The organism is Gaoshiqia sp. US2 (assembly GCF_059705485.1).
Map to the genome: position 1 here is coordinate 2,140,038 of NZ_AP048550.1, position 25,664 is coordinate 2,165,701.

Consider the following 25,664-nt stretch of genomic DNA (forward strand, 5'->3'; position numbering starts at 1 on the left):
TTGTGAAACATTCAACAATCGGACTTCAAAAAACACTGCCTGTATTTATGTCCTTCGTGGTGATGGGCTTTGTTGACATCGTTGGCGTTGCAACCGGTTTCATCAAAAAAGACTTCGGGTTGACGGATGATCTGGCTCAGCTGATTCCCTCGATGGCTTTATTCTGGTTCTTTGTATTATCGGTTCCTTCGGGAATTTTGCAGGATAGATACGGTAAACGGCGGATGCTTAACCTGGGTATGCTCTTAACGGGTGTGGGAATGGTCATTCCATTCATTCACTATTCGTTCCCGGCGATGCTTTTTGCGTTTATTGTATTGGGAATCGGGAATACGATTGTTCAGGTATCGGCAAACCCCTTGCTCCACGACGTTTCTCCTCGGGAAAAATATGCCAGTTACATGAGCCTTTCCCAGTTTATTAAGGCAATCGTTTCCCTGTTGGGACCGGTAATTACGACCCTGATGGCGACTGCTTTTGGTAACTGGAAACTCGTTTTTATGGTGTACGCCTTCACCTCGGCGTTAGCGGTGCTCTGGTTGTATGTCACAAAAATTGAAGAAACCAAAGGCGAAGCGCCTGCAACATTTAAACGTTGTTTCAGCCTGCTGAAGAATCCTTTTGTCGCGGTGATGGTGTTGGGCATATTTATGCTGGTGGGATCAGATGTCGGTATGAACTCCAACATTGCCAATTTCCTTCAAAATCAGTTCGGACTGACACTCGAACGGGCCTCGCTGGGAATCAGCCTGTATTTTGCAGCGCTGATGATCGGGCGGTTATCCGGAGCCATCATGTTAAACTGGATTCCGGCCCGGCGGTTCCTGTTGTTAACGGCTATTGTGGCATTGGCCAGCCTGGTTGCCATGTTGTTGGTGAAATCGGCCCTGGTTGTACAAATAGCCATTTTTATGGTTGGGTTGGGCTCGGCCAATCTTTTCCCGCTCATTTTTTCCATCACCCTCGAAAAAATGCCCGAACGGGCCAACGAAGTTTCGGGTTTAATGATTATGGCCGTTTCGGGAGGTGCATTTCTTCCTCCTTTAATGGGACTGGTTAGCGCCAATATTGGTGTGAAAGCCAGTTTCGGGGTGTTGGTTTTGGCGATGATTTATATGGTGAGCGCCGGACTTTATGCCTTAAAGAGATAACATTTCAGGCTATGGATAAGGAACAGCTAAAAAAAGTACTTGAGGACATCAGCCGGGTGAGAATAGCCGTTTTGGGCGATTTTTGCCTCGACTCCTATTGGTTCATCGATGAGTCGAAAAGTGAGATTTCCATTGAAACCGGCCAGGCGACCAGGCCTGTACGTCAACAAAAATATTCGCCGGGCGGGGCCGGAAACGTGACCAACAACCTGGCGGCGATAGGAGTCAAAGATGTTCGGGCCTTCGGTGTGATCGGAACCGATCCATTTGGCGACAAAATGCTCAGAATGATGCAACAGACAGGCATCAAAACCACGAACTTACTGGTTCAGCATGAGGCCTGGTCAACCCATACGTATTCAAAACCGTATATCGGCGATCACGAGCTAAACCGCATCGATTTTGGAAACTACAATGTACTTTCCAACGAAACAGCCGATCGGTTAATTGCCGGTCTCGTCAATGAAATCCCTGAAGTGGACGTGGTCCTGATCAATCAGCAGGTTCCTTCGGGTATCCACACCGATTACTTCAAACAGGAATTGCTTGGGCTGATCCGGCGTTTTCCCGGGAAAATATTTATCGTTGACAGCCGGAACTTCAATGATTTTTACGACGGCGCCATTCGTAAGATGAACGACATGGAAGCTGCCCGCCTGTGCGGATTAAATAAACAACCGGGTGAAGTTGTGTTGTATCAGGAAGTAGTTGACTGCGCCAAACAATTATTTAAAAGATACCGAAAACCCTTATTCATTACACGAGGAGAAAAAGGTTCGATAACCATTAGTGAAGAAGGAATTTCCGACATCCCGTGCCTCATGATCATTTCGCGGGTCGATCCGGTTGGAGCGGGAGACAGTTACCTGGCCGGCGCAGCCTCCGCTTTAGCGGCGGGTTACGATCTGGAACTTGCCGCCCGGATCGGCAGTTTTGTGGCCGGGGTCACGGTTCAGAAACTTTTTCAGACCGGTACGGCAACGCCGGAAGAAATTATAGCGATTGGCAGCGATCCGGATTACCTGTATGCTCCCGAGCTGGCCGGGAATATCCGTTTGGCCGTCTATCTTCCCGATACCGAAATCGAACTGATTAACCCGTGGATGGGAGAACTGGCTGTCGAATATGCCATTTTCGATCACGACGGAACCATTTCAACCTTACGCGAAGGCTGGGAACACCTTATGGGACCGATGATGGTAAAAGCCGTTTTGGGTAACAAATTTCGCGACGCGGATGACGCGCTTTATCAGAAAGTCCGGGAGCGGGTGAATGATTACATCGACAAAACCACCGGTATTCAAACCCTGGTGCAGATGAACGGTTTGCTGGCGATTATCCGCGAATTTGGCTGCGTGCCCGAAAACGAGATGCTTGACGAATTCGGCTACAAAAAAATCTACAACGACGAGTTGTTGCAAATGGTGAACCATCGTATCGCCAAGTATGAAAAGGGAGAACTGTCACTGGACGATTTTACGGTGAAGAATGCCGTCCCCTTTCTTCAGAAACTTCGGGATTCGGGGGTGAAACTTTACCTGGCCAGCGGCACCGATGAGGAAGATGTGAAAAATGAAGCGCGGACGATGGGATACGATCATTTATTTGAAGGACGAATTTACGGCGCAGTAGGCGACGTGACCAAAGAGGCCAAAAAGATGGTGCTCGACCGTATTCTGGATACGATCGGGGAGGCGGCCTGCAATAAGTTGGTCACCTTTGGCGATGGTCCGGTTGAAATACGGGAAACGCGCAAACGGGGCGGGCTTACCGTAGGAGTTGCCAGTAACGAGTTGAAACGTTTTGGTTTGAATGAGAGTAAACGGACAAGACTGATCAAAGCCGGGGCCGACCTGATCATCCCCGATTTCGCGCAGTCTGCAAGCTTGCTGAACTTGCTAAATCTTTAATCTATAATCTATAATCGAATAAAGATGCCTTACCCAAAATTTAACCGGGACCTGTTATCGATCAGGAAACTGAGCGATCGGAAAAACAAGGTATATATTGAAAAAGATCACATCCCGATTGCACAAAAACCGGAAAATCTGTCTGAACAGGCGAAAACACTGATTCAAAAAACAGCAGAGCGCATCCGCCTTGCCCGTACAAAAGGCCGGTCGGTGATGTTGGTTTTTGGCGCCCACACCATTAAAAACGGCATGTCGCCTGCTTTAATCGCATTCATGGAGGAAGGCTGGATCAGTCATCTGGCTACAAACGGGGCGGGCATTATTCACGACTGGGAGTTTGCTTTTCAGGGAAAATCGAGCGAAGATGTTCGCGAAAACGTCAGGCTCGGGCAATTTGGAATCTGGGACGAAACCGGTTTTTATATCAACCTGGCCCTGATCGTCGGTGCATACGAAGGATTGGGTTACGGCGAATCGGTGGGTAAAATGATTTCGCGGGAAGGACTGCAAATTCCGGACGTCGCTACCTTGTACGATGAAGCAGCGGCCAACATGAAAACCAGGCCTGGGCTGGCGGCAGCGGCAATCGACCTGGCCGGGGTGATCCGGAAATTTGAACTGAAGGCTGGTTTCATAAATATTCCTCATCCGTATAAAAAATATTCGGCACAAGCCCGCGCATTTGAGCTGGGAATCCCGTTTACCGGGCATCCGATGATCGGGCACGACATCATTTATAATCATCCGATGAACCACGGCGCTGCACTGGGACGCGTCGCCCTGAACGATTTTTTGTGTTTTGCAGAAGGTGTGCGTAATCTGGATGACGGAGTTTACATGTCAGTCGGCTCGGCCGTGATGTCGCCCATGATCTTTGAAAAATCGCTTTCCATGGCACAAAACCTGGAGATACAACAGAACAACCACCTGGATCATCACTACATGCTGATTGTCGATTTGGCCGGGTCGGACTGGGATTGGCAAGAAAACGGCGAACCGCCGGCCGATAATCCGGCCTATTACCTGCGTTACTGCAAAACATTTAGCCGCATGGGCGGCGAAATGGATTACCTGACGGCCGATAACCGCGATTTTTTACTGGCTCTTTGCCACGAGTTGCTTGCGAAACAGCATTAAGACTTTAATAAACAGGATATGGACAGAAATGAAATTTTGGAATTAAAGAAAGAGGCCGAGAACCACTTGATTAACGAATTGCTTCCATTCTGGACTAGCCGTATGAAGGACGAAGTTAACGGGGGATTTCTGACTCACTTTGACAAAAACGGAAACGATTCGGGTGAGGATGAAAAGTCGTTAATTGCCCAAACCCGCTGCCTGTACACCATGGCGTCGGCTCATCGCGCCGGTTACGGCGAAGGGAAATGTGCCGGACTGGCTAAACATGGGGTCGATTACCTGATCGGCCATATGTGGGACAAGAAATTTGGCGGATTCTACTGGATGACGGACCGGAAGGGGCAGGTGAAAATTGATCAAAAAATCATTTACGGGCATAGTTTTGCCATGTATTCGCTTAGTGAATATACGCTGGCAACCGGCGACCCGAGAGGAATCGAATATGCTGAAAAGGTGTTCGACCTGCTTCAAAAATATGGCGTCGATTCGATGTACGGCGGCTATTGGGAAATGTTCCGGCGCGACTGGACGCTTTGCGGACCGGGAAGCCAGGGCGGAGACCGGAAAACCCTTGATGTGCACATGCACCTGATGGAAGCGTTCACCACGCTTTATGAATGTACCGGGAAAGACGTCCATAAGCGGAAGTTGATCGAAGATATCGACCTGTTGGTCAAGCGTATCATCCATCCGGTTTATAAGACAGGCATTCCGCAGTTTTTTAAAGACTGGTCGGTGGCTCCGCAAATCAAATTCGACATGATCTGGGGTTGGGATCGTTTTTCGGAAGAAGGGCAAAAGGGCAATGCGACAGATAACACCTGCTACGGCCATAATGCCGAGTTGGCCTGGTTGCTGATCCATGCGCTTCAGATCCTGGGAATTGACCCGAAAACCGATGCCGCACTGTTTCAAACGATTTTCGAACACACCGTGAATCATGGTATCGATACCGAATTTGGCGGCGTTTATGTGGAAGGGCCGCATTCGGGAGGCGTTTATGACCGGGAAAAAGAATTCTGGCAACAGGCCGAAGTGTTGATCGGTTTGCTTGACGCGTTCATCCTGTTTGGCGATGAAAAATACTGGGAGGCCTATAAAAACGTGCATCGTTTTGTATTCGATAAAGTGGTCAACAAAGGGGTAGGCGAGTGGTTTCCGCTGCTTACCCGTCGCGGCGAACCGATTTGGACACATATGGGTCATTCCTGGAAAATTAATTATCACACCGTCAGGGCCATGATCCAAAGCATCCGGCGAATGGAGAAAATTCTGGAGAAGCTTTAGAACATGGGACATGGAGCATGGAGCCAGCAACCAATGACCAATAATTTAATCAACAATCAGCCGTAAATCATCAGCTTATGGAGCTTACCTTAACTATTGTCGATTGGATTGTGTTGTCGATTGTAATGGGCGGGAGTCTTTCGTTCGGATTGTACATGGCCTATCTTAAAAAAGCAGGACAGAGCAGTTCCAATTTCTTTCTCGGTGGAAGGTCGATCAAGTGGCCGGTCATCGGGGCATCCCTGTTTGCCACAAACATAGGCGCCGAGCATTTGGTTGGCCTCTCCGGAGATTCGTACCGTTACGGTCTCTCTGCCGGTTCAGTCGAACTGACTTGTGCGATTACGCTTGGTTTTGCCTGTGCGGTTCTGTTTCCTTACTACATGAAAAACAAGATTTATACGATCCCCGAATTTCTCGAATTGCGCTATAACAGACGGGCCCGGACCTTTTTTTCCGGATTGATGCTCGTGATCAGTATCATGACCAAACTGGCTTTTACCTTGTTTGCCGGGGCGCTGGTTTTAAACAGCATTCTGGGTTGGGATGTGATGATCACCGTGTTTTATATTGCCATTGCCGCTGCTGTTTTTACCATCATCGGGGGATTTACGGCTGTCGCTTATTCAGATGTGATCCAGGTGGTCGTCATGATTGTCGGGGCCATGATTATGCTTGTGATCGGACTCGACAAGGCGGAAGGATGGAACGGGTTGATCGCTAAGGCGCCGGAAATGATGAAAATCGGTAAACCCTATGATGATCCGGTTTATCCCTTTTGGGGGATTTTAGCCACTGCCTTTTATGCCGGTATTTTTTATTGGGGAATCGACCAGGTGAATGTTCAGCGGGTACTTGCTGCCCCCGACTTGAATCACGCGCGCTGGGGAGCTATGTTTGCCACCCTGCTGAAACTTTTCCCCATCTTTATTTTTGCATTGCCGGGAGTCATTGCTTATGCGCTGTTCCCGGGCGAGTTGCAGGGCGAAGCCACCAAACAAACCTTTGTGTTGTTGCTGAATAAGTTGCTGCCAAGCGGTTTGCGCGGGCTCATGCTTGCCTCGCTGATGGCGGCCCTGGTAACATCGCTGATTGCCGTGCTGAACTCCGTTTCAACATTGATCGTACGCGACTTTGTCGTTGAATTCCGTCCTGGCATGAGCGAAAAGAAACAGGTGAAACTGGGCCGGTATTTCATCCTGCTGGTCACTTTTTTGGGAATTGGTGCAGCTTACCTGGTTTATAAAAATGAGGAGGGTTTGTACAAATACCTGCAAACCATTACGGCCTACCTGGTATTGCCGGTGTTTCCGGCGATTTTTTTCGGCATTGTCAGTAAAAAAGTAACCATGACGGGAGCCACTGTTTCTGTACTCGTCGGGCTTATTCTGGCTTCCATTTTTGTCATCGACCAATTGCTCGGTCCCGTTACTGCCAAAGCAGTTTTCCCGTTATTGCACCATAAACTGACCTTAAACTTCGGGTACCGTGGCCTTTGGGCCGAAATGCTGATCACCGGGGTACTTTTTGGCGTTTCGGCGTTTACTAAAAAAACAGATCAGGAAAAGCTGGCGAAAACAACGGTCAATTTTTCAAAGGGTATTGCCCGCTTCGAAGGATTTTCGGATTGGCGCTTGCATTTGGGAGTTCTTTCACTCATCACCTTGTTCCTGTATATCTGGTTGTATTGACGCTTCATGAAAATTGAAAGAAAGAAATTGTATTACAGAAGTATAAATAAAAGAAAACAGAAAGATGAAGCATTTGATTGAATTGCTGGTCGTTTTATTTTTGTGCCACTGGATGCCGTATCACCTGAATGCACAAACCGATGATCCGGTTGATCATGTCAACCCGTTTATCGGAACCGATTTCTTTGGACATACTTTTCCCGGACCTTCATTGCCGTACGCGATGGTCCACGTAAGCCCCGATGTAAATACGCAGGGCTGGACCTATTGCGCCGGTTATCTCTATTCCGAAACTTCCATCATGGGATTCAGTCATACGCACTGGAGCGGCGTGGGCATGGTAAACGGCGGCGAAGTGCTGCTGATGCCGACGGTGGGAAACAAACTTCAGACCGTTCCCGGGTCGCCCGAAAACCCGGATGAAGGATACCGGTCGCGGTTTGACCACGACAACGAATCGGCATCGCCGGGATATTATTCGGTTCTTTTGAAAGATTACCAGGTGAAGGTTGAACTGACCACCACCCAAAGAGCCGCCTTTCATCGGTACACCTTCCCGAAAACGGAGAATGCCCGCGTCATTCTTGATTTGGGGCACCAGATCGGGAACAACTTTTCGGACGAATTATCGGAGCTGAGCATTTTGAATAACAACCGGGTTGAAGGCGTGAAAAGCGCCGGTTTGGGAAAGCTTTATTTCGTGGCCGAATTCAGCAAACCCTTTGTTTATTACGGAACGTTCGACAATGATTATAAAACCCCGGAATCGGGCGGAAGCATCTGGCCATACAAAAACGGGGAAACCGGTAAAAACATCGGGGCCTTTGTCACCTTCAGAACGTCGGAAAATGAACAGGTGTTGGTGAAAGTGGGTATCTCGTACACCAGCGCGGAAGGGGCCCGCAGGAATCTGAACGCCGAAATTCCCGGCTGGGATTTTGACCGGGTACGAAACGAGGCCCGTTCGGTTTGGCAGAAAGAATTGTCGCGCATCCGGATTGACGGCGCTACCGATGATCAAAAGGAAATTTTTTATACCGCCATGTACCATTCATTGCTTGCCCAGTATATTTCGCAGGATACGGATGGAAAGTACCTGGGGTCGGACAAAAAGATCTACGAAGCCAAAGGATACGATTTTTATGGTTCCTTCTCGTGTTGGGATACTTACCGTTCACAACATCCGCTGTTAACCATTATTGCCCCTGCCCGCGTGAACGATTTTATCAAATCGATTGTTTCGAAAACAAAAGCGTATGGGTGGCTTCCGGCTCAACATTTTCTGAATGTGTACGGCGAATCGATGGTGGGCGATCACCTGGTCCCGGTGATTGTTGACGCGTACCGGAAGAGTTACCGCGATTATGATGTGAAATTTCTGTACGAAGCCATGCGCAAAAAGGCCCTGGAAGAGCCAAAGCCGCCGGTTCCGGCGCAAGCGGGACGCTCGGGACTGCGTTATTACATCGACTTGGGCTATACCCCGGTTGACCGGGTAACCGAATCGGTTCCGAATACGCTGGAGTTGGCTTACGACGATTGGTGTATCGCGCAGTTGGCCCGCGAACTCGGGAAAGAAGAGGATTATCGGCTGTTTATGAAAAGAGCCGGCAACTATAAAAATCTGTGGGACAGCCAAACCCGGTTTATGCGGCCGAAAAAAGCCGACGGTAGCTGGCTGGAAGAGCTGAACGGGCGTGAACAGGAAATTGTCGCCGAAGGCAGTCATGCGTATTACCGCTATTTCGACCCTTTGCTGGTTGGCCGTCGTCCAAACCGTCATTATACCGAGTCGAATGCCTGGCAGTACATCTGGTCGGTTCAGCACGATGTACCCGGACTGATCAACTTGTTTGGCGGCAACAAGGCGTTTACGGCGAAGCTGGACACTTTCTTTGAAATGAGCCCGAACATCACGCCGCCCAAGTATGTGGGCGTGGTGGGGACAATCGGGCAGTATGTTCATGGAAATCAGCCCTCGCACCATGTGGCCTACCTGTATAACTATGCCGGGCAGCCCTGGAAAACACAAGAGCGCGTGCGGCAGGTGATGGACGGGCTTTACCGGACAGGCCCCGGCGGTTTGTGCGGGAACGACGACATGGGATCGCTTTCTTCGTGGTACGTGTTGAGCGCTTTAGGCTTTTACCCGGTCACTCCCGGAGACCCGGTTTATGCTATCGGGAGCCCTTTATTTGGCGAAGCGGCCATTCAACTGGAAAACGGAAAGGCTTTTACGATTGAAGCCCGGAATAACTCAGCAGCCAACAAATTCATTCAATCAGCTGTTTTAAATGGCAAACCGTTGAATAAACCCTGGCTTTCTCACCGGGAGATTATGGAAGGCGGGAAATTGATTTTTGAAATGGGACCCAATCCCAATAAAAAATGGGGAACGGATAATCAGATATAATTTAAAATACACGGATGAAACGAAGAGATTTTTTAAATTTTGGAGTGATTGCGGCTGCCGGAGGAGTTGTTTCCTCCTCGGCCCTGATCGGATGCAGTAACGAAGTAAAGAACAAAAGCCGGGGTAGAACCAAAAATATCATTTTCCTGGTAAGCGACGGGATGAGTTCCGGAACGCTCACCATGGCGGATCTCCTGTTGCAGCGGAAAACCGGAAACGGGAGTAACTGGATTAACCTGTACCGCGAAAACAGGGTTTCGCGAGCCTTAATGGATACCGCGTCGGCGAGTTCGCTCGTGACCGATTCTGCCGCTGCCAGTTCGGCCTGGGGCGGTGGGCGCAGGGTAAAAAACGGATCGTTGAATATGGGCGCCGACGGCACGATGTATAAACCGATTTTTCAGAAGTTTAAAGAGGCCGGTAAATCGGTGGGTTGCGTGACTACCTGCCCCGTCACCCATGCAACTCCCGCCGGTTTTTGTATCAATAAAAAAGACCGGGGCGAACAGGGTCTCATCGCCGAAATGTACTTGCCCCTGCGTTTTGATGTGATGATGGGCGGCGGGACCCAGTATTTCAGTCACGAAACCCGGGCCGACGGGAAAGATCTTTTCTCGGTATTTGCCGATGAAGGATATACGGTGGTCAGAACAAAACAACAAATGAATGCATCTGCAGGCGACAAGCCGCTGTTGGGCGTTTTTCATAAAGACGGACTGCCTTACAGCATCGACCAAAAAGAAGACAAGGGGCTGTTGGAAACAGTTCCTTCCTTAGCCGAGCTGACACAGCGGGCAATTGATCAGCTCAGCCAGAACCACAACGGGTTTGCCCTTCAGGTTGAAGGAGGGAAAGTAGATTGGGCTTCTCATGCCAATGATACAGCCGCGGTATTGTATGACCAGATTGCCTTTGATGAGGCCATTGGCGTGGCAATTGCTTTTGCTGAACAACGCGACGATACCCTGGTGATTATCACCACCGACCACGGTAACTCAAACCCGGGATTATTCGGAAACATCGAAGGCTTCGATTTGATTCAACATTACAAACACAGCAATGAATGGATCTTAAGGAATATTACGAAGAACGACTCACCGTCGAAGCTGATTGAACAAATCCATTTCGCCCAGGGGTATGCCATAACCGATGGCGAAGCGCGTGAAATTCTGGCTCATTATGCAGATCAGGCTAACGACGGACTTTATAACAATTATAAGCTGCCGTTTAAACTATTGGCAGGCATTCAGCAAAAATATAACGGGGTGGGCTGGGCCGGAACCGACCATTCGGCCGATTTTGTTGAGCTGGCCATGTTCGGACAGGGAAGCGAACTGCTGAATCCGTTTGTTAAAAATACGGATCTTCACTACCTGATGCTCGCGGCGACAGGTGTAAATGCGGAATCTGCGGTTCTTTTTCCCGCGTAATTGACCTTAATTTTTTTTGCCTGGCCATGTTGTTTGTTTATTAAAATGACTGACCTGAATTGATCCCTGACGGAGGCGCCGCTTCGGGCGCTGATCCCCATTCTTTATTTGGAAGCGGGCCCATCTCGAGTTTGAGGACGGCTCCGTTTATCAGGTCGGCATGGGTGAACCACGGCCGGTTTAACGGTTGCCCGTTTAGTTGGGCCGATTGGATGTACTTGTTGGCTGCTGAGTTATTCCGGGCTTTAAGGGTGAAGGTGTTGCCGTTTCCGAGTTTGATCTGCACTTCTTCAAAAACCGGACTGCCAATGGTATATACCGGTATGCCCGGCGTAACCGGATAAAAGCCCATGGACGAAAATACCACGAAGGCTGTCATTCCGCCGCCGTCTTCATCACCCGGGATACCGAAAACATGGTCCTTGAACCACACATCAAGCAGAAACCGGATTCGTTTTTGTGTTTTCCAGGGCTGCCCGGCATAGTTGTACAGGTACGGAATGTGAAAGCTTGGTTCGTTACCCATCGAAAACTGCCCGACCAGACCGGTTGCATCGGGAAACTTTGCCCAGAACTGGTATTTCGGCCGTCCCAGGTTTTCGCGGAAAAGCTGGTCGAGGTTTGCGCTGAAGTTTTCCGGCCCGCCCATCAGTTGTATCAGCCCTTGAATATCGTGCTGTACCTGCCATTGGTAGGTATAGGCATTGTTCTCGTCGTAGTAGTCGCGTCCGCCCATGCCCCCGTCAAATTTCGGATCAATCTCAATCCATTCTCCTTGGGCGTTTTTGGGCCAGAAAAGTTTTTTTTCCTGACGGTATAAATGGCGATAGTTATCTGCCTGTGCTCCGAAATATGCCTGATCATCGGTGTATCCCAGCTCTTTGGCCAACTCAGCAAGCGCCCAGTCGTCGTAACTGTGGCCTAAGGTAATGGCTACGCTCTGTCGCTTTTCGAAATCGTGAACCGCTCTTACGGTTTCCGTTTCACCCGGAGCCAGGGCCGGGTAGAAGCCATGATCGCGGTAAAACGAGTCGAGCTCACATTTCGGGCCATTTCGCCAGGGAAGCATGGTAGCTTCGTAGCCGTTTTTTCGCATGCCTTCGTAAGCTTTAGTCATGTCGTAGGAGTGAATGCCTTTTCTCCGGGCATCGAGAAAAACGATGGTCGAATGAAAGCCGTTCATGGCCGGGTCGTCCTGGTAGATCAGCGGAAACTGGGGCATCCATCCGCCTTGTTCGTACATATTGACATAGGATTGGAGCATGTCTGCCTCCTGATCCGGATCGAGGATCATCCGCAGCGGGTGATGGGCCAGGTAGGTGTCCCACACCCAGTCGTCGACATAAAAATCGCGGTCGCATTCGTGTACCTGGTGATCGTATCCACTGTAATACCTGCCATATTCGTTGATATTGACCATGCGTTCGTAGCAGCGGTAAAGCGAGCTGTAGAAGGTCCTGCGTTGGGCTTCGGTTCCGCCCTTTACCCTGATCTGGTCCATCTTTCCGGCCCAAACCTGTTCGCCCTTGTTTTTGAATGACTCAAAATCCCGGTTCCGGATTTCGTTTTCGAAGTTGGCTTTGGCCTGTTCGTCGCTGATGAATGACACCGCGTAGCTGAACCCGACCGGCTCGTTCGAATTGAATTGAACCCACATTACCGGCGTCGCTTGTTTGGCGCCGGCGTTCACGGCTGGTTCAGCTTCTGTGAATGATTCCGCTTCCCGGTCGAATTCTCCGTAAACAAAGGCTTTCATTCCGTAGAACTGTTCTTCGCCCTCAAATGAACGCTTCGAAATAACCTTCCAATGGCCCTCGTGGTTAATTTGAAACCGCAGTGTTTGCTTGCTTTTTTCAGGAAAGGTGAAGCGGTAATACCCGGTTTTGCTGCCGGGGGCAAATTCCACGCGGATATCTTCGTCGATCAGGTAAGTGGAAAAGTAATAAGGCCTCACCACTTCAAGCTCGTGATCGTAAGTCTGTCGTTTTTTCCAGTTTTCGGCATTCACCTCTCCTGCGCCGGGCAGTACTCCGAATAATTCGCCTTTTCGGTGAGAAATGATGGTCAGCGGGAAAAAGCTGATCTGATCATCGAGGTAATCGGTCCGCACCGGGTGCATCCTGATCAGTTGATTGGGCAAGTGAACGGTGGGCCTGGTCGGAACCAGTAAATGGCCCACATTCCCGATTGTCGGGTCCACATAGCGGAGGTTTGTTTTTTCGCTTTGCCTGTTTGTGCATCCGGTCATCAGCAGAAACAGCAAGGCCGGAATGAATATGGATTTTACCCGGGTGGTGCTCATCATACGATTATTTTTTAGGCCAGGAGCCGTTTACAATGACTTTGGTTTTGATCTTTGCCGGATCAATCACTACCTGTTTAACCAGCTCGCGGTTCCAGGTGTACGTGATGTGTACCAGTCCGTCGCTTGATTGAATGACTGCCGGGTAGGAATATTCGCCTTTCGGATTCGGGTCGTTTTCGAGCAATACGGCGGCTTCCCATGACTTTCCGTCGTTTGAAACGGCAGTTCCCAAAATGTTCCTTCCTTTTTCCGTCGGGGTGAAAACCAGAAATTGCCGGCCATCGGAAAGTGTTACAGCATCAATCCCCGAATTGTTGTTGGGCAAGGCGGTCGGTTTCAGCGCCGACCAGCTTTGTCCCTTATTGTTTGACCAGGATTCGATAATCGCTTTGTTTTTGCTTCGGCAAAGAAGCTGGATCGCGCCATCCGGATAAAAGAGCAGGGTGGGTTGGATCGTTTGGTAATCGCCGTTATCCACATCAATCTTTTTCCAGTTTTTCAGGTCCTGGTCCGAAGTTTCCATGTAAATGTTCCATGTTTCAGGCGTTTCGAAGCTTGTCGGATAGAGGATCGTTCCATCGGTCAGTCGTTCGGGTTTGTTTTTGATGGGGCCAAGCAGATCGCCTGGTATCTTTTCTGCTGCGGACCAGCTTTTACCGTTATCGGCCGAAATTTTATAGAGTCCCCACCAGCTACGCGGGTTCGGGCCTACTTTGTAGTATAAAATCAGGTCGCCGTTGTCCCGGCGGAACAGGACCGGGTTCCAGCAGGGATATCTTTTCCCGTCCTGGATTCCGTCGGCGGTCAGGACCGGTTTTTCCCACTTCCCGTTAAGCTGGCGGGCCGTGTAAATGCAAACATCCGGGTGTCTTTCTTCTGTTCCGCCAAACCAGGCAGCTACCAGTCCGGCGGGGGTTTCGACCAGCGTTGAAGCGTGGCAACTCGGGAAGTCAACATCTTGTTTCTGGTAAATAAATTCTGAACGGACAAGGGCTTCCGATCCGTTAAACGGATTTTGCGCCTGCGTTGACATGGCTAAAAGCGCCGCCGTGGTTAGTGAAATCAATTTAGTCATCGTTGAAATTTGAAAGGTTAATCGTAGCTAGTCCATCCTAATATCTGGTATTTCAGATACTGAAAGATAAACAGAGAATTAAATAACCGGCTGTTTTTTTGAAAAAAGTTTAGCCAATAAAAAGCCGGTAAGCGAAATGGCCAATGTTCCAAAAACAATGGTGAGGTTACTGTGGAACGGGCTTCGGAAAGCAAGCAAGCCGGCGTCGTTAAAAAATACCGGCGAAATACTCATCCAGACGATCAGCAACGCCCCGATGACGGCCCCGATGGCCGCATCGATGTTTCTGACTTTTTTCGACAGGTATCCCAAGAGGAATAAGCCGAGCATGCCACCGCTGAAAATAGAAGCAAGCGCCCACCAGGCATCCAGAACGCTTTCGACGCCTACCAGCGTCAGGGCGATCAGGATACCCAGGAACCCGAAAATAAATGAGGATATATACAGCGTCTTCATCGACGATTTTTCGTTTGCATTTTTGTTGATGTACCGCCGGTAATAGTCAGACAGAACAATGGTGGCGGTGCTGTTTATACTGGTTGATACGGTGCTCATTCCGGCAGAAAAAATGGCCGCGATCAGCAGGCCGGTTACTCCGGGAGGCAACCCGTTTACAATAAAATGCGGAAAAACTTTATCCCCGGCGCCCTCAAGCCGGAGTTCGTCGGGCAATAAACCGGGTTGTGCCGTGTAATACGAAAAAAGCGCCGTTCCGATGTAGAAAAAAACTGCCGATACCGGCACGTAAAGCAATGATCCAAACAGCGCCGACGATTTGGCTTCCCTGTCGGAACTGGTGGTCATGTATCGTTGAACATAGTTCTGGTCGATGCCGTAATTCTGAAGGTTGATGAATAAACCGTAAATCAGAACGACCCAGAATGTTGAATCAGTGAGGCTGGCTCCGAAGCTTCCCAGGCTAAACTTTTGATTGGCCGATGCGATTTCGAATACCTGTCCCGGCCCTTCGGGCATCGAAAAGGTTAAGGCCAGGGCGCAAACCAGGGCCCCGGCAATCAGGATAATCCCCTGAATGGCGTCGGTCCAGATCACCGCCTGAATGCCTCCAAGCATGGAATAAACCGTGACCGCGATGCCGGTGACGATGATAATTGTTTTCACATTCCACCCGAACAAGGCATTCAGGGGCAGGGCCAGCAACAGGAGGATGGCGCCGGTACGCATTAACTGGGTAAACAGGTAACAGACCGACGCATATGTTCGTGCCCAGGCCCCGAAACGGATTTCGAGGTAATTGTAGGCAGAAATGCTTCCGATTCCCCGGTAAAGCGGGATGAAAAATTTAACGGCCAGGATGGAGGCCACCGGGATGGAAAGACTAAATACAAATGCATTCCAGTTCGACGAATAGGCCTTCCCCGGCAAGGCCAAAAAACTGATACTGCTTACGAATGTGGCGAATATTGACATGCCGACAACCCATGCCGGCAACTTTCCCCCTCCCGAGGTAAACTGATCGGAGGTTTTGTTCCGAAAGAAAAAACTGCTGCCAAAAATTACGTTTCCGATTACCAGGATGATAAAGACGATGAGGTCGGGAAGAGGAAGTTTCATTTAATTCAGTTTCAATGTTAAACGTTTTTTAGTTACCAATATCTTGTTCCATAACGGCGTTCAATTCGCTGATATACTGTTCTATTTTTTTCCGTTCTTCTTTGCCGTGCCGACGGAGCGGCATCAACATGTAATCACTGCAAATATTCATCACCGACAAGGCACATTTAATTCCTTTTGTAATCCGGGAATAATGTTTCCCGACGTTGTAAACCGTGTTGTTGAGCAAAATGACTTTTTCCCGCAGAACGGCTATCCGGTCGAAATTCCGGTCAACAGATGCACGGTATAAATCTACAAATAATCCCGGATAAAGGTTGGCGCCTCCGGCGACAGATCCGTGCCCACCGTTTAAAATCGTTTCGGGCAAAAATAACTCGGTGCCGGCAATGATGGAGAAGTCGGGCGAATCTTTAAATTGATCGATAAGCGCATAGGTATATGACAAATCGCCCGAACTGTCTTTGACGCCGATGGCCCCCAGTTCCTTTGCTTTGCGGATGGTTTCGACCGACATGTGTAATTTTGTGCAGCCGGGCATATCATACATCAGAAATGGCAACGGTAATTTTGGCGCAATGTTTTCCAGGTAATCCCTCATCTCTTCCTGCGAGATGGGCAAATAATACGGAGGGGCGATCACCAGTCCGTCTATGCCGGCGCTTGCCGCGTATTCGGCCAGGTTCAGCGACTCTTCGAGCGAGGTGTCTGTAATACCCGCTACAATGGGAATCCGGCGGTTTACCAGCTCGCCGGTTCGTTTTAAAAGCTCTTTCCGAAGATGGTAACTTAAGCTGGTTGCCTCGCCGGTAGTACCCAGCATAAATAATCCGTGTACTCCTCCGGATATCAAATGCTCAACCAGTCTTTCCAAACCTGCCACATCCAGTTCCCTGTCGTTTAACAAGGGCGTAATCACCGGAGGTATAATCCCTTTTAATATCAGCTTCATGACGTTTTATCTGTTATCAAATAATGAATATTCACCTTATCCGGAAACATACATTTCCTAATATTCAAAGGAAACAGATTGCGCAAAACTTTGCTTCGGCTATTTTGTTCTGTTTATGTAGTATTTTAACTGAATTTTAATGATAAATATTTATATTTGAGAGGATGAGTTAAAAAAGAATGAATTATGGAGTTTATCTACGAAAAAATTTTACTTCCCTATAAACGGACTTTTATCACCCGAAAATTACAGATGGATCCCAAATCCAATAAAATTCATTCGCATAAAAATTTTGAGCTTAACCTCATTACATCGGGCGCGGGGCGACGAATTGTAGGTAATCACATTTCAAGTTATACCCGGGGCGACCTGGTCCTCTTAGGGCCCAACCTGTACCATTGCTGGGAAATTCAGGAAACAGAAGATCAGCAGGTAGGCGAATGTATCGTTACGCACTTTTCCGAAAACATCATCAATTCCGATTTTTTTAACATCCCCGAACTCGAACCGGTGGTCACTTTACTGAAAGATGCCGGGAACGGGATTTTCTTTAAGGGGCGGAAGGCCGAAAAAGTGGCGGTATCGATTGGACGAATGGTTAGTTTATCTGGCCTGGAGCTGTATATTGAATTACTGAAAGTTTTTAATCTCCTGCTTCAGATTGAAGATCGCGAATACCTGGCGCTTCCGTCAACCCAGCCGCATATTCATGAAAAGGATACCGATCAGATCAACAAAATATACGAATACGTGTTTCAGAACATCCGCGAGGGGGTTAAACTCAAGGAAGCTTCAGACCTGGTTTGCATGGAACCGGGCTCGTTTTGCCGCTATTTTAAAAAGAAAACCAACCAAACCTTTATGGATTATGTGAAAAATGTACGGATTGGCATTGCGGCTAAATTGCTGGTCGAAACCGATAAGCAAATTACCCAGATTTGTTTTGAATGCGGCTATAACAACCTGGCCAATTTCAATCATTACTTCAAAGACATCATGGGGAAAACGCCCTCGGAATACCGGAAAAATTTTAAATAATGGAGCCTGCCACGAAACGTCTTTTCGCGGATGTAATTGAAGCGGGAAATTGATACCTATATTCCGTGATGATTCATAATCGGATCCATCTGATCACTATAAATTGAAAACCATGAACAAAACTTTTTTGTCGTTATTAATGGCTTTTTTGCTGAAGATCAGCTTTATTTCTGCTCAGACCGGAGAGGCCAGGTTGATGCGTTTTCCGGCGATTTCGGGAGACCGCATTGTGTTTAGTTATGCCGGCGATTTGTACACCGTCGATGCTGATGGGGGAATGGCCCGTAAGTTAACAGCCGATGTCGGTTACGAAATGTTTGCTAAATTTTCGCCCGACGGAAGCCGGATTGCTTTTACCGGCCAATATGACGGGAATACCGAAGTGTTTACCATCCCGGTTGAGGGTGGTATACCCAAACGCCTGACTTATACAGCGACGCTTGGGCGCGATCTGGTCTCGGACCGCATGGGGCCAAACAATGTGGTGATGGGCTGGACGTCTGACGGCAAAAACATCATCTATCGTTCGCGTAAACAAAGTTTTAACGACTTTAAAGGTCAGCTGTTCAGTGTGCCGGCCGACGGAGGAATGTCGGCCGAATTGCCTTTGGCCGAGGGCGGTTTTTGCAGCTTTTCTCCCGATGGCAGCAAGCTGGCTTTTAACCGTGTTTTCCGCGAGTTCCGAACCTGGAAATATTACCGGGGCGGTATGGCCGACGATGTTTGGGTATTTGATTTTAAGACCAAAGAAGTTAGTAAAATAACCGACCATGTTGCCCAGGATATTTTCCCGATGTGGGCAGGCGACGAGATTTTCTTCCTTTCCGACCGCGACCGGATCATGAATATTTTCGTTTATCATACCAAGACCGGAAACACGGATAAAGTGACCAATTTTACGGAATACGATGTGAAATTTCCTTCAGTAGGCGGCGACTATCTTGTTTTCGAGAATGGCGGTTACATCTACAAAATGAATGTAAAAGACAAAAAACCGGTAAAAGTTCCGGTATTTGTTCAAAACGATTTTATTTATGCCCGTAACGAATGGAAGGATGCTTCGAAACTGATTAACGGGGGCGATTTGTCGCCAAACGGCGAGCGGGTGGTATTCAGCGCCCGGGGCGAAGTTTTCAGTGTTCCGGCCAACAAAGGAATTACCTATAACCTCACGCAAACATCCGGCGTGCACGAACGTGAAGCAAGCTGGTCGCCCGATGGTAAATATATTGCCTGGTTATCTGATGAGTCGGGCGAATTTGAGATTTACATGAAAGAGGCAAGCGCTGAAGGAAAAGTGACTCAACTGACAACCGGCGCCGATACCTATAAATTCAGCATCAGCTGGTCGCCCGATAGTAAAAAAATTCTGTGGGCCGACCGGAAACTGCGCCTTCAGTATGTCGATGTGGACAGCCGGAAAGTGACCACTGTATTTCAGGGTGAATACGGGCAGCCCGGCTCGTATGCCTGGTCGCCCGACAGTAAATGGATTACGTTCAGCAAACCAACCGATAACCAGTTTTCGACCATTGCCCTGTATCACCTGGATGATAAAAAGCTGGTTGAGCTGACGGATAACTGGTATTCTTCGGGCTCTCCAGCCTTTTCCGACGACGGCAAATACCTGGTTTTTGTTTCGGCCAGAGATTTTAACCCGACCTACAGCCAAACCGAATGGAACCACGCGTACAACAATATGTCGCGCGTTTACCTGGCCGTTTTATCCAAAGAAACAGCATCGCCTTTTGCCCCCGAAAACGACCTGGTGAAAACGGAGCCTGACGACAAGGCCAATGATAAAAAGAGCGGTAAGGCGGAAAAATCGGGCGTGGAGACGCCAACTGTGAAGATTGATTTGGATGATCTTGCCGGACGTATTGTTTCGCTGCCGGTTAAACCGTCGGGTTATTTTAACCTGGCCTGTGTGGGCGACAAAGTGTATTACGGCGAAGCATCCGATAACGGGCATGTAACCAAAATGTATGATCTGAAGGAAAAGAAAGAAACCGAACTGGGTAAATTCGGCTTCACCCTTTCGGCCAACAATAAAAAAATGCTGATTCGCGAAAACCGGAAATGGGCGGTGATTGATTTGCCAACAAAACAGGTTAACCTCGACAAAGAGTTGAACTTGTCTGATCTGAAAGCCTGGGTGGACTACAGCCTGGAATGGAAACAAATTTACGATGAAAGCTGGCGGCAGATGCGTGATTTCTTTTATGTGGAAAATATGCACGGTGTAGACTGGCCGGCCATGCACCAAAAATATGCGCCCCTGGTGCCGCATGTTCGCCATCGCGATGACCTGACCTACATTATCGGCGAGTTGATTGGTGAACTGAGCGCCGGGCATGCCTATGTTTTGAGCGGCGAACGCCCGGAACCAACGCGTATCAATACGGGTTTGCTCGGGGCGAAAATCAGCGCCGACGCTTCGGGTTATTTTAAAATCGACCAAATTTTGAAAGGCGCAAACTGGAGCAGCAAGTTGCGATCACCGCTCACCGAGCTTGGCGTAAATGCCAGCGAAGGAGATTATATCCTGGCCGTAAACGGAATCAGCGTCCAAACAACCAACGACCTGTTTTCGTTGCTGGTAGGTAAGGCCGGTAAGGAAATAGAGTTGAAGGTCAATTCGAAACCGGCTGCCGACGGAGCCCGCACCGTGCTGGTGACGCCCATCGCCGACGAGTCGGCCCTGTATTATTTCAATTGGGTACAGGCAAATGTTGAAAAGGTAAGCGCTGCCACAAACGGCGAAGTGGGTTACCTGCATATCCCCGACATGGGCGTAGACGGCTTGAATGAGTTTGCACGCATGTACTACCCGCAGTTGAACAAAAAAGCCCTGATCATCGATGACCGGGGGAACGGCGGGGGCAACGTGTCTCCCATGATCCTGGAACGTTTGCAACGCGTACCCCAGCGCGCCAATATGCGGCGTAATGTGCCGCATCCTACGCCGGTACCAACAAAAACACTGCTCGGTCCGCAGGTATTGCTGATTGACCGCTATTCGGCTTCCGACGGCGATTTGTTCCCCTATGGCTTTAAATATTACGACCTTGGAACCGTGATCGGTACCCGAACCTGGGGCGGGGTGGTCGGGATTACCGGCTCTTTGCCGTTTATTGACGGAGCCGACCTGAGAAAACCGGAGTTTGCATCTTTCTCGGCCACCGAAAGCGAATGGATTATCGAGGGCTACGGAGTTGATCCGGATATCGTTCTGGATAATGATCCCTACCAGGAATATATGGGAAAAGATGCCCAGCTCGAAAAAGCGATTGAAATCATCAAAGAAAAACTAAAGACCGGTTATAAACCGTTGCCCGACATTCCCGACGCCCCGGATAAGTCAAAATAAGCGGGCTTAAAACGGGGAAAGGCTGTTTAGAAGCAGATCAGATCACATGAAAAAGCGGTCTCAACGGTTATGAAATAACCTTATTTTACCTTTAAAACCTTAGTAGCCTGTAGTAACGAGAACATACCACCTTATTAACCTTATTCAATAAGTTAAAAATAAGGTTGGAGATAAATGATCCGTTATGGGGCTACTAAGGTTGAAAACAGGGAATAAGGTTTTTAAGATCAACTCAAAAGGTTTGCGTTTGCAGGAAAGGATAGTCGGTATATCCTTTTTCGTTTCCTCCGTAAAAGGTGTCTCTGTCGTAGGGGTTTAAGGATGCGCCTGCTTCAATTCGTTCGGGCAGATCGGGATTGGCAATAAAGTTACGGCCAAATGCGATGGCATCAGCCCATCCGTTTTCAACATATTCCAATGCGGTATCCGGGGTAAAACCATCGGCAGCAATAATGGTTCCGGGGTAGTTTTTCCAGAGTTCCTTTTCGTTGGCGAATACCGCGGGGTCTTTAATCTCAGCCGGCCTCGCCCTGATCAGGTGGATGTATGCCAACTGGTAAGCGGCAAGCTTTGCGGTAAGATATTCATAAACAGGAAGCGAGTCCGGGTCGTAAATACCATAGACGAACGTGAAGGGAGACAAGCGGATGCCGACCTTTCCGGCGCCCCAAACCGATACGAGTTCGTTAATAACTTCCAGGGTAAGCCTGGCCCGGTTCTCCACCGAACCGCCATATTCATCGGTGCGTTGGTTCGTTTTTTCGTGCAAAAACTCGTTCAGCAGGTAGCCGTTGGCCGAATGCAGTTCAACCCCGTCAAATCCGGCTTTTTGCGCGTTAATGGCAGCTCGGTGGTAATCTGCGATAATCGATTTGATTTCTTCAGTTTCCAAAGGTCGCGGCGTTTCAAAAGGAACCTGTTCCCAGTTTGCCGTGAGGGTCATACCTTCAGCCGGAATGGCTGAAGGAGCCACCGGAAGTCCCTCTTCGGGATGTAAGGATGAGTGAGACACCCGGCCAACATGCCACAGTTGCATAAAAATACGTCCACCTTCAGCATGAACGGCATGGGTAATTTTTTTCCATCCTTCAACTTGCTGATCGGTATAGATTCCGGGAGTAAACGGGTATCCCTGACCTTGCTTCGATATTTGCGAGGCTTCGGTGATGATTAAACCGGCAGACGAGCGCTGGCGATAATATTCCACATTCAGGTCGGTTGGCGCCAGTTCGGCATTGGCCCGCATCCGTGTCAAGGGCGCCATAACAATCCGGTTCTTCAAGGTGTAATCTCCCAGCCGGAGCGGCATAAATAACTTGTTTTTCATTGTTTTCATTGTTTTTAATAGACCGATCGGTCTAATTCTGGTTAAAAAAATTTATAAACGATACGAATTAATTTCTTCTTTTATCAGTTTTGTAATTTGTTCCATTTCGCTGCTGTTGTCCGAGATCCGGCTGATGAGCACGGCTCCTTCGAGCATGGCGTAAAACTTCAGGGATAAGCTATTCGCATCCATATCCGGATAAAATTCGCCCTGAGTGATTCCCAGGAGCAGCATATCTTTCAAATTTTGTTGAGATGACCGGATCGCTTGCATGACCCGCTCTTTGATGACCGGGTTGGTATCGTCAGATTCTGCTCCGAAATTGAGTATCGGGCAACCTCCGTGCTCCTCCCTGAATTTACCCTGTCGGTAAAAATCGAGGTAAGCAAACAGCTTTTCTCTGGCGCCGGAGTAATTTTTGAGCAGATCGTCCATTTCAGAAGCATATTTCTTCACGAGGTAGTTAAATGCTTCGAGGCAAATCTCATCTTTATTTTCAAAATTGCCATAGAGACATCCCTTGGCCAGTTGAGTCGCCTCCATGATATCGCTGAGCGAAGTGCCGGCCATTCCTTTCTGGTTGATGATCGGAGCCGCTTTTTCAATGATGTACTGCCTTGTTCGTTCTGCTTTTCTCATAACGATACAAAAATAGACCGTTCGGTCCAATTAATAAGATCATGTTGTCTGAAACGTGATGGATTTAAAGTAGAATTAACAAATGCGAATTTAATCCTTAGTACCCGGATTGTTCAGTTGTCGTGTTATAATCTTTAAATCCGCTTAATTGATAAATAAAGAACGGGGACTTCACTTCGCTGTTCCGGTATAGCCGGCTCTGTATTTTTACCAGCTTTGTTTTTTGAAATGATTGCTCAAGCCAATCTGGGATCGGATTATAACTAACATAAATGGCTCCGTAACCTTTCTCTGAAAATTGTTCGATCCCGGGCCACAAATCGAATTGGTTCATGCGTCGTCCGTCGTTTATACAATAGGTTTGAGGCTGATTGTCGACATAAAAAGCCAGTTCGCTGGAAATATGATAGTTGTCGCTGAATATGAATGTGCTGTCTGTTCCGGTTTCTTTCCATATGTCTGATACATGCCCTCCCAGTTCTTTCCAGCCGGTTTGTTTATGGGCAGAATGAATCCGATAAGAATGGCGTTGATACGGATGCCAATTTCGGTATGGCCCAGCAGGTAAGTCGAAAGGTAATTTACATAGGCGATCATTGGTGGTTTCGAGTAATAGGAAAGATCGGGGTATCTGGACCAAAGCCAGTACTGTGCTTCGTCGCTGTTTAACTGAATATTCCCGAAAAGGACCCATGAAACACGAAAAACCAGCAGGAGGATGTTTATCCCGGTCAGGACATGCAGATCGTTTATTTTTAACCGTTTTTTTATCATCATGTGTTTTTCTATGTGAATTGAAGGAATAAAAAGAATAGCGAAACCGGTCGTCGTCAAACCACTTGTCGGTTAAGCTCCGGGCAGCATTAAGCCGGATGATTTATACCTGTTTTTTCCAGCAACAACCTGCCCGATGGGGTGGCTACAGACCATAGCGCATAATAAACCAGGTCTTTAACCAGAACTTCCTGATCGATACGGTGTTCATGCAGAACCGATGTGTTATTGGTAATATGAAATGAAACATGATACAACAGATGGCCATATGATTCTGTGTCTGATCCTGGAATAAATATCCCTTCATTGATCCCCTTTTCCAGTTGTTCGCTTGTTTTTTCGTGAACCAGTTTTTCGATCGTATAACAGAAAAGACTATATTGGATTGGATAGTATTTTTTTAAGGACGGAAAGATTGTATTTTTCTGGTTGAATTGTTGCATGAATATGTAATGGTGTATATGAAAGAACGCCACGATTGGGTTTTTGGACCCGGAAAGAAGGCGATCCAATTGTTTCCTGATCTTTAGCTCCAATTCCTGAAGCACTGCGGAAATGAGTTGTTCCTTACCCGGGAAATGTTGGTAAATTGTTTTTTTTGACAGCCCCTCGTGAGCAATGTCATCTATCGTCACATTTTTAAATCCATACCGGAGAAAAAGTGTTGTTGCTGTGTTAACGATCTTAAGTCGTGCTGTTTCCATATTAGTTATCATGATTTGGTGTTTTTGTTTTCGTATTATCAATACACTTCAGTTACCGTTTGGTGGACTGTAGCCCACGGTATCGGCGGACTACAGCCTGTTATTCCGGCGGACTGCTGTCCGCCGGAATAAGGAGCAGGGACGCGAATTAAACCGTCAGCTTGTCTTTCAACAAACCTTTTTTCACTGTTTTATTTCCTTTTGGCAGTACGCGCACTTCCAGGGTATATTCCCCGGCAACAAGTTCAGGAGGGATTATGAATATCACCTGCGAATTCGTCAGGGTAATAATTTTGCTTACCCGGGCGACCGTGTTGTCGGCAGCTACGAAAAAAATACCCTGTTCGCGATCATCCACGTTAAACTTAAGGCGTAGCCCTGTTAGTACAGCCGCCCTTCCGGGAGTAAGAATTTCATTAACCGTACCCGAAGTAACATCTCCAAGTTCTTCCGGTTGGGGATTGTTGCTCACCGGTTCTACTTTTTCAATTTTTACGTCGCGTGCAGTCTGGTTGTAATATTTACCAAGCTTCACGTTAAACTTAACCTGGTGACGCGAAGGGTCAAACAGATCGCCTTTTCCCCGAAATGCACCCTGGATAAAAGGGCGGGCATTGATAAACTCGGTATTGATTCCGTAGCCTTGTTTCAGAAAATATTCGTGCGCTTCAATAAATTCCTGGTAGTTGACCTTTGCTTAGGCGGTTGTAATACCCGAACCTTTGCGGGTCATATATTCAAAAATTTCATTTTCGGTTACCGCTTCGTAGCCGGTTACCTGGGCGCGATAGTCGTTCGGATCTTCGGTCATCGGATTGTCGATTAAATAATACTTGATTTTCATAAGGCTTTAATTTTATGGTTTATAATTAAAAAGTGA

18 protein-coding genes and 1 pseudogene are annotated in these 25,664 nt (G+C 48.2%); 9 read left to right on the top strand and 10 right to left on the bottom strand.

Translation table 11 applies throughout. The features are described 5' to 3' along the window. Positions 1-2: 2 nt before the first annotated feature. The 7 genes from AC6H3C_RS08425 to AC6H3C_RS08455 all read left to right on the top strand — a co-directional run bounded on the left by AC6H3C_RS08425 (position 3) and on the right by AC6H3C_RS08455 (position 11,025). Positions 3-1,151 (top strand): MFS transporter, encoded by a 1,149-nt coding sequence (locus AC6H3C_RS08425; RefSeq protein ID WP_497520301.1) that lies wholly within the window; start codon positions 3-5, stop codon positions 1,149-1,151. 11 nt (positions 1,152-1,162) lie between these two features. Further along, positions 1,163-3,061: a PfkB family carbohydrate kinase gene (locus AC6H3C_RS08430; protein WP_497520302.1), complete on the top strand. Its 1,899-nt coding sequence runs from the start codon at positions 1,163-1,165 to the stop codon at positions 3,059-3,061. 24 nt (positions 3,062-3,085) lie between these two features. Continuing rightward, positions 3,086-4,201, top strand: a complete 1,116-nt coding sequence (locus AC6H3C_RS08435; RefSeq protein WP_497520303.1) for a GSU2086 family protein — start codon at positions 3,086-3,088, stop codon at positions 4,199-4,201. Positions 4,202-4,219: 18 nt separating this feature from the next. Beyond that, a complete protein-coding gene (locus tag AC6H3C_RS08440; protein ID WP_497520304.1) occupies positions 4,220-5,491 on the top strand; it encodes an AGE family epimerase/isomerase in 1,272 nt (423 codons plus the stop codon). A gap of 77 nt (positions 5,492-5,568) precedes the next feature. Continuing rightward, on the top strand, positions 5,569-7,182 hold the full coding sequence (locus AC6H3C_RS08445) for an SLC5 family protein (RefSeq protein ID WP_497520305.1): 1,614 nt from the start codon (positions 5,569-5,571) through the stop codon (positions 7,180-7,182). Positions 7,183-7,246: 64 nt separating this feature from the next. Then, the gene (locus AC6H3C_RS08450) at positions 7,247-9,595 is read left to right on the top strand and encodes a GH92 family glycosyl hydrolase (RefSeq protein WP_497520306.1); all 2,349 of its coding nucleotides are present in this window, start codon (positions 7,247-7,249) and stop codon (positions 9,593-9,595) included. A gap of 14 nt (positions 9,596-9,609) precedes the next feature. Further along, entirely contained in the window at positions 9,610-11,025 is a 1,416-nt protein-coding gene (locus tag AC6H3C_RS08455; RefSeq protein WP_497520307.1) for an alkaline phosphatase, read from the top strand. Positions 11,026-11,065: 40 nt separating this feature from the next. On the opposite strand, the gene AC6H3C_RS08460 is transcribed toward AC6H3C_RS08455, so the two are convergent. The 4 genes from AC6H3C_RS08460 to AC6H3C_RS08475 all read right to left on the bottom strand — a co-directional run bounded on the left by AC6H3C_RS08460 (position 11,066) and on the right by AC6H3C_RS08475 (position 16,932). Next, a complete protein-coding gene (locus AC6H3C_RS08460) occupies positions 11,066-13,330 on the bottom strand; it encodes a GH92 family glycosyl hydrolase (RefSeq protein WP_497520308.1) in 2,265 nt (754 codons plus the stop codon). A gap of 4 nt (positions 13,331-13,334) precedes the next feature. Next, entirely contained in the window at positions 13,335-14,405 is a 1,071-nt protein-coding gene (locus AC6H3C_RS08465; RefSeq protein ID WP_497520309.1) for a sialidase family protein, read from the bottom strand. Positions 14,406-14,483: 78 nt separating this feature from the next. Next, the gene (locus tag AC6H3C_RS08470; protein ID WP_497520310.1) at positions 14,484-15,980 is read right to left on the bottom strand and encodes a sodium:solute symporter family protein; all 1,497 of its coding nucleotides are present in this window, start codon (positions 15,978-15,980) and stop codon (positions 14,484-14,486) included. A 28-nt stretch (positions 15,981-16,008) separates the two neighbouring features. Next, the gene (locus AC6H3C_RS08475; protein WP_497520311.1) at positions 16,009-16,932 is read right to left on the bottom strand and encodes a dihydrodipicolinate synthase family protein; all 924 of its coding nucleotides are present in this window, start codon (positions 16,930-16,932) and stop codon (positions 16,009-16,011) included. A gap of 186 nt (positions 16,933-17,118) precedes the next feature. Between AC6H3C_RS08475 and AC6H3C_RS08480 the strand changes: the two genes are divergently transcribed. Further along, positions 17,119-17,970 (top strand): AraC family transcriptional regulator, encoded by an 852-nt coding sequence (locus AC6H3C_RS08480; protein WP_497520312.1) that lies wholly within the window; start codon positions 17,119-17,121, stop codon positions 17,968-17,970. Positions 17,971-18,082: 112 nt separating this feature from the next. Further along, positions 18,083-21,340 carry a S41 family peptidase gene (locus tag AC6H3C_RS08485; protein WP_497520313.1) on the top strand — a complete coding sequence of 1,086 codons (3,258 nt, stop codon included), beginning with the start codon at positions 18,083-18,085 and terminating at the stop codon, positions 21,338-21,340. A gap of 232 nt (positions 21,341-21,572) precedes the next feature. Here AC6H3C_RS08485 and AC6H3C_RS08490 read toward each other — a convergent pair whose 3' ends face one another. From AC6H3C_RS08490 to AC6H3C_RS08515, 6 genes and pseudogenes are all read right to left on the bottom strand, one after another. After that, complete coding sequence (locus AC6H3C_RS08490; RefSeq protein ID WP_497520314.1) at positions 21,573-22,667, bottom strand: alkene reductase; 1,095 nt, start codon at positions 22,665-22,667, stop codon at positions 21,573-21,575. Between the two features lie 51 nt (positions 22,668-22,718). Then, positions 22,719-23,306, bottom strand: coding sequence for a TetR/AcrR family transcriptional regulator (locus AC6H3C_RS08495; protein WP_497520316.1), 588 nt, complete (start codon positions 23,304-23,306; stop codon positions 22,719-22,721). A gap of 348 nt (positions 23,307-23,654) precedes the next feature. Then, on the bottom strand, positions 23,655-24,083 hold the full coding sequence (locus AC6H3C_RS08500; RefSeq protein ID WP_497520317.1) for a hypothetical protein: 429 nt from the start codon (positions 24,081-24,083) through the stop codon (positions 23,655-23,657). Between the two features lie 86 nt (positions 24,084-24,169). Further along, the gene (locus AC6H3C_RS08505) at positions 24,170-24,796 is read right to left on the bottom strand and encodes a TetR/AcrR family transcriptional regulator (protein ID WP_497520318.1); all 627 of its coding nucleotides are present in this window, start codon (positions 24,794-24,796) and stop codon (positions 24,170-24,172) included. A gap of 136 nt (positions 24,797-24,932) precedes the next feature. After that, positions 24,933-25,256 carry a DUF4469 domain-containing protein gene (locus AC6H3C_RS08510; protein WP_497521257.1) on the bottom strand — a complete coding sequence of 108 codons (324 nt, stop codon included), beginning with the start codon at positions 25,254-25,256 and terminating at the stop codon, positions 24,933-24,935. A 21-nt stretch (positions 25,257-25,277) separates the two neighbouring features. Next, positions 25,278-25,628 (bottom strand): annotated as a pseudogene (locus AC6H3C_RS08515) (DNA-binding domain-containing protein); the annotation flags it as partial. Between the last annotated feature and the right edge of the window lie 36 nt (positions 25,629-25,664).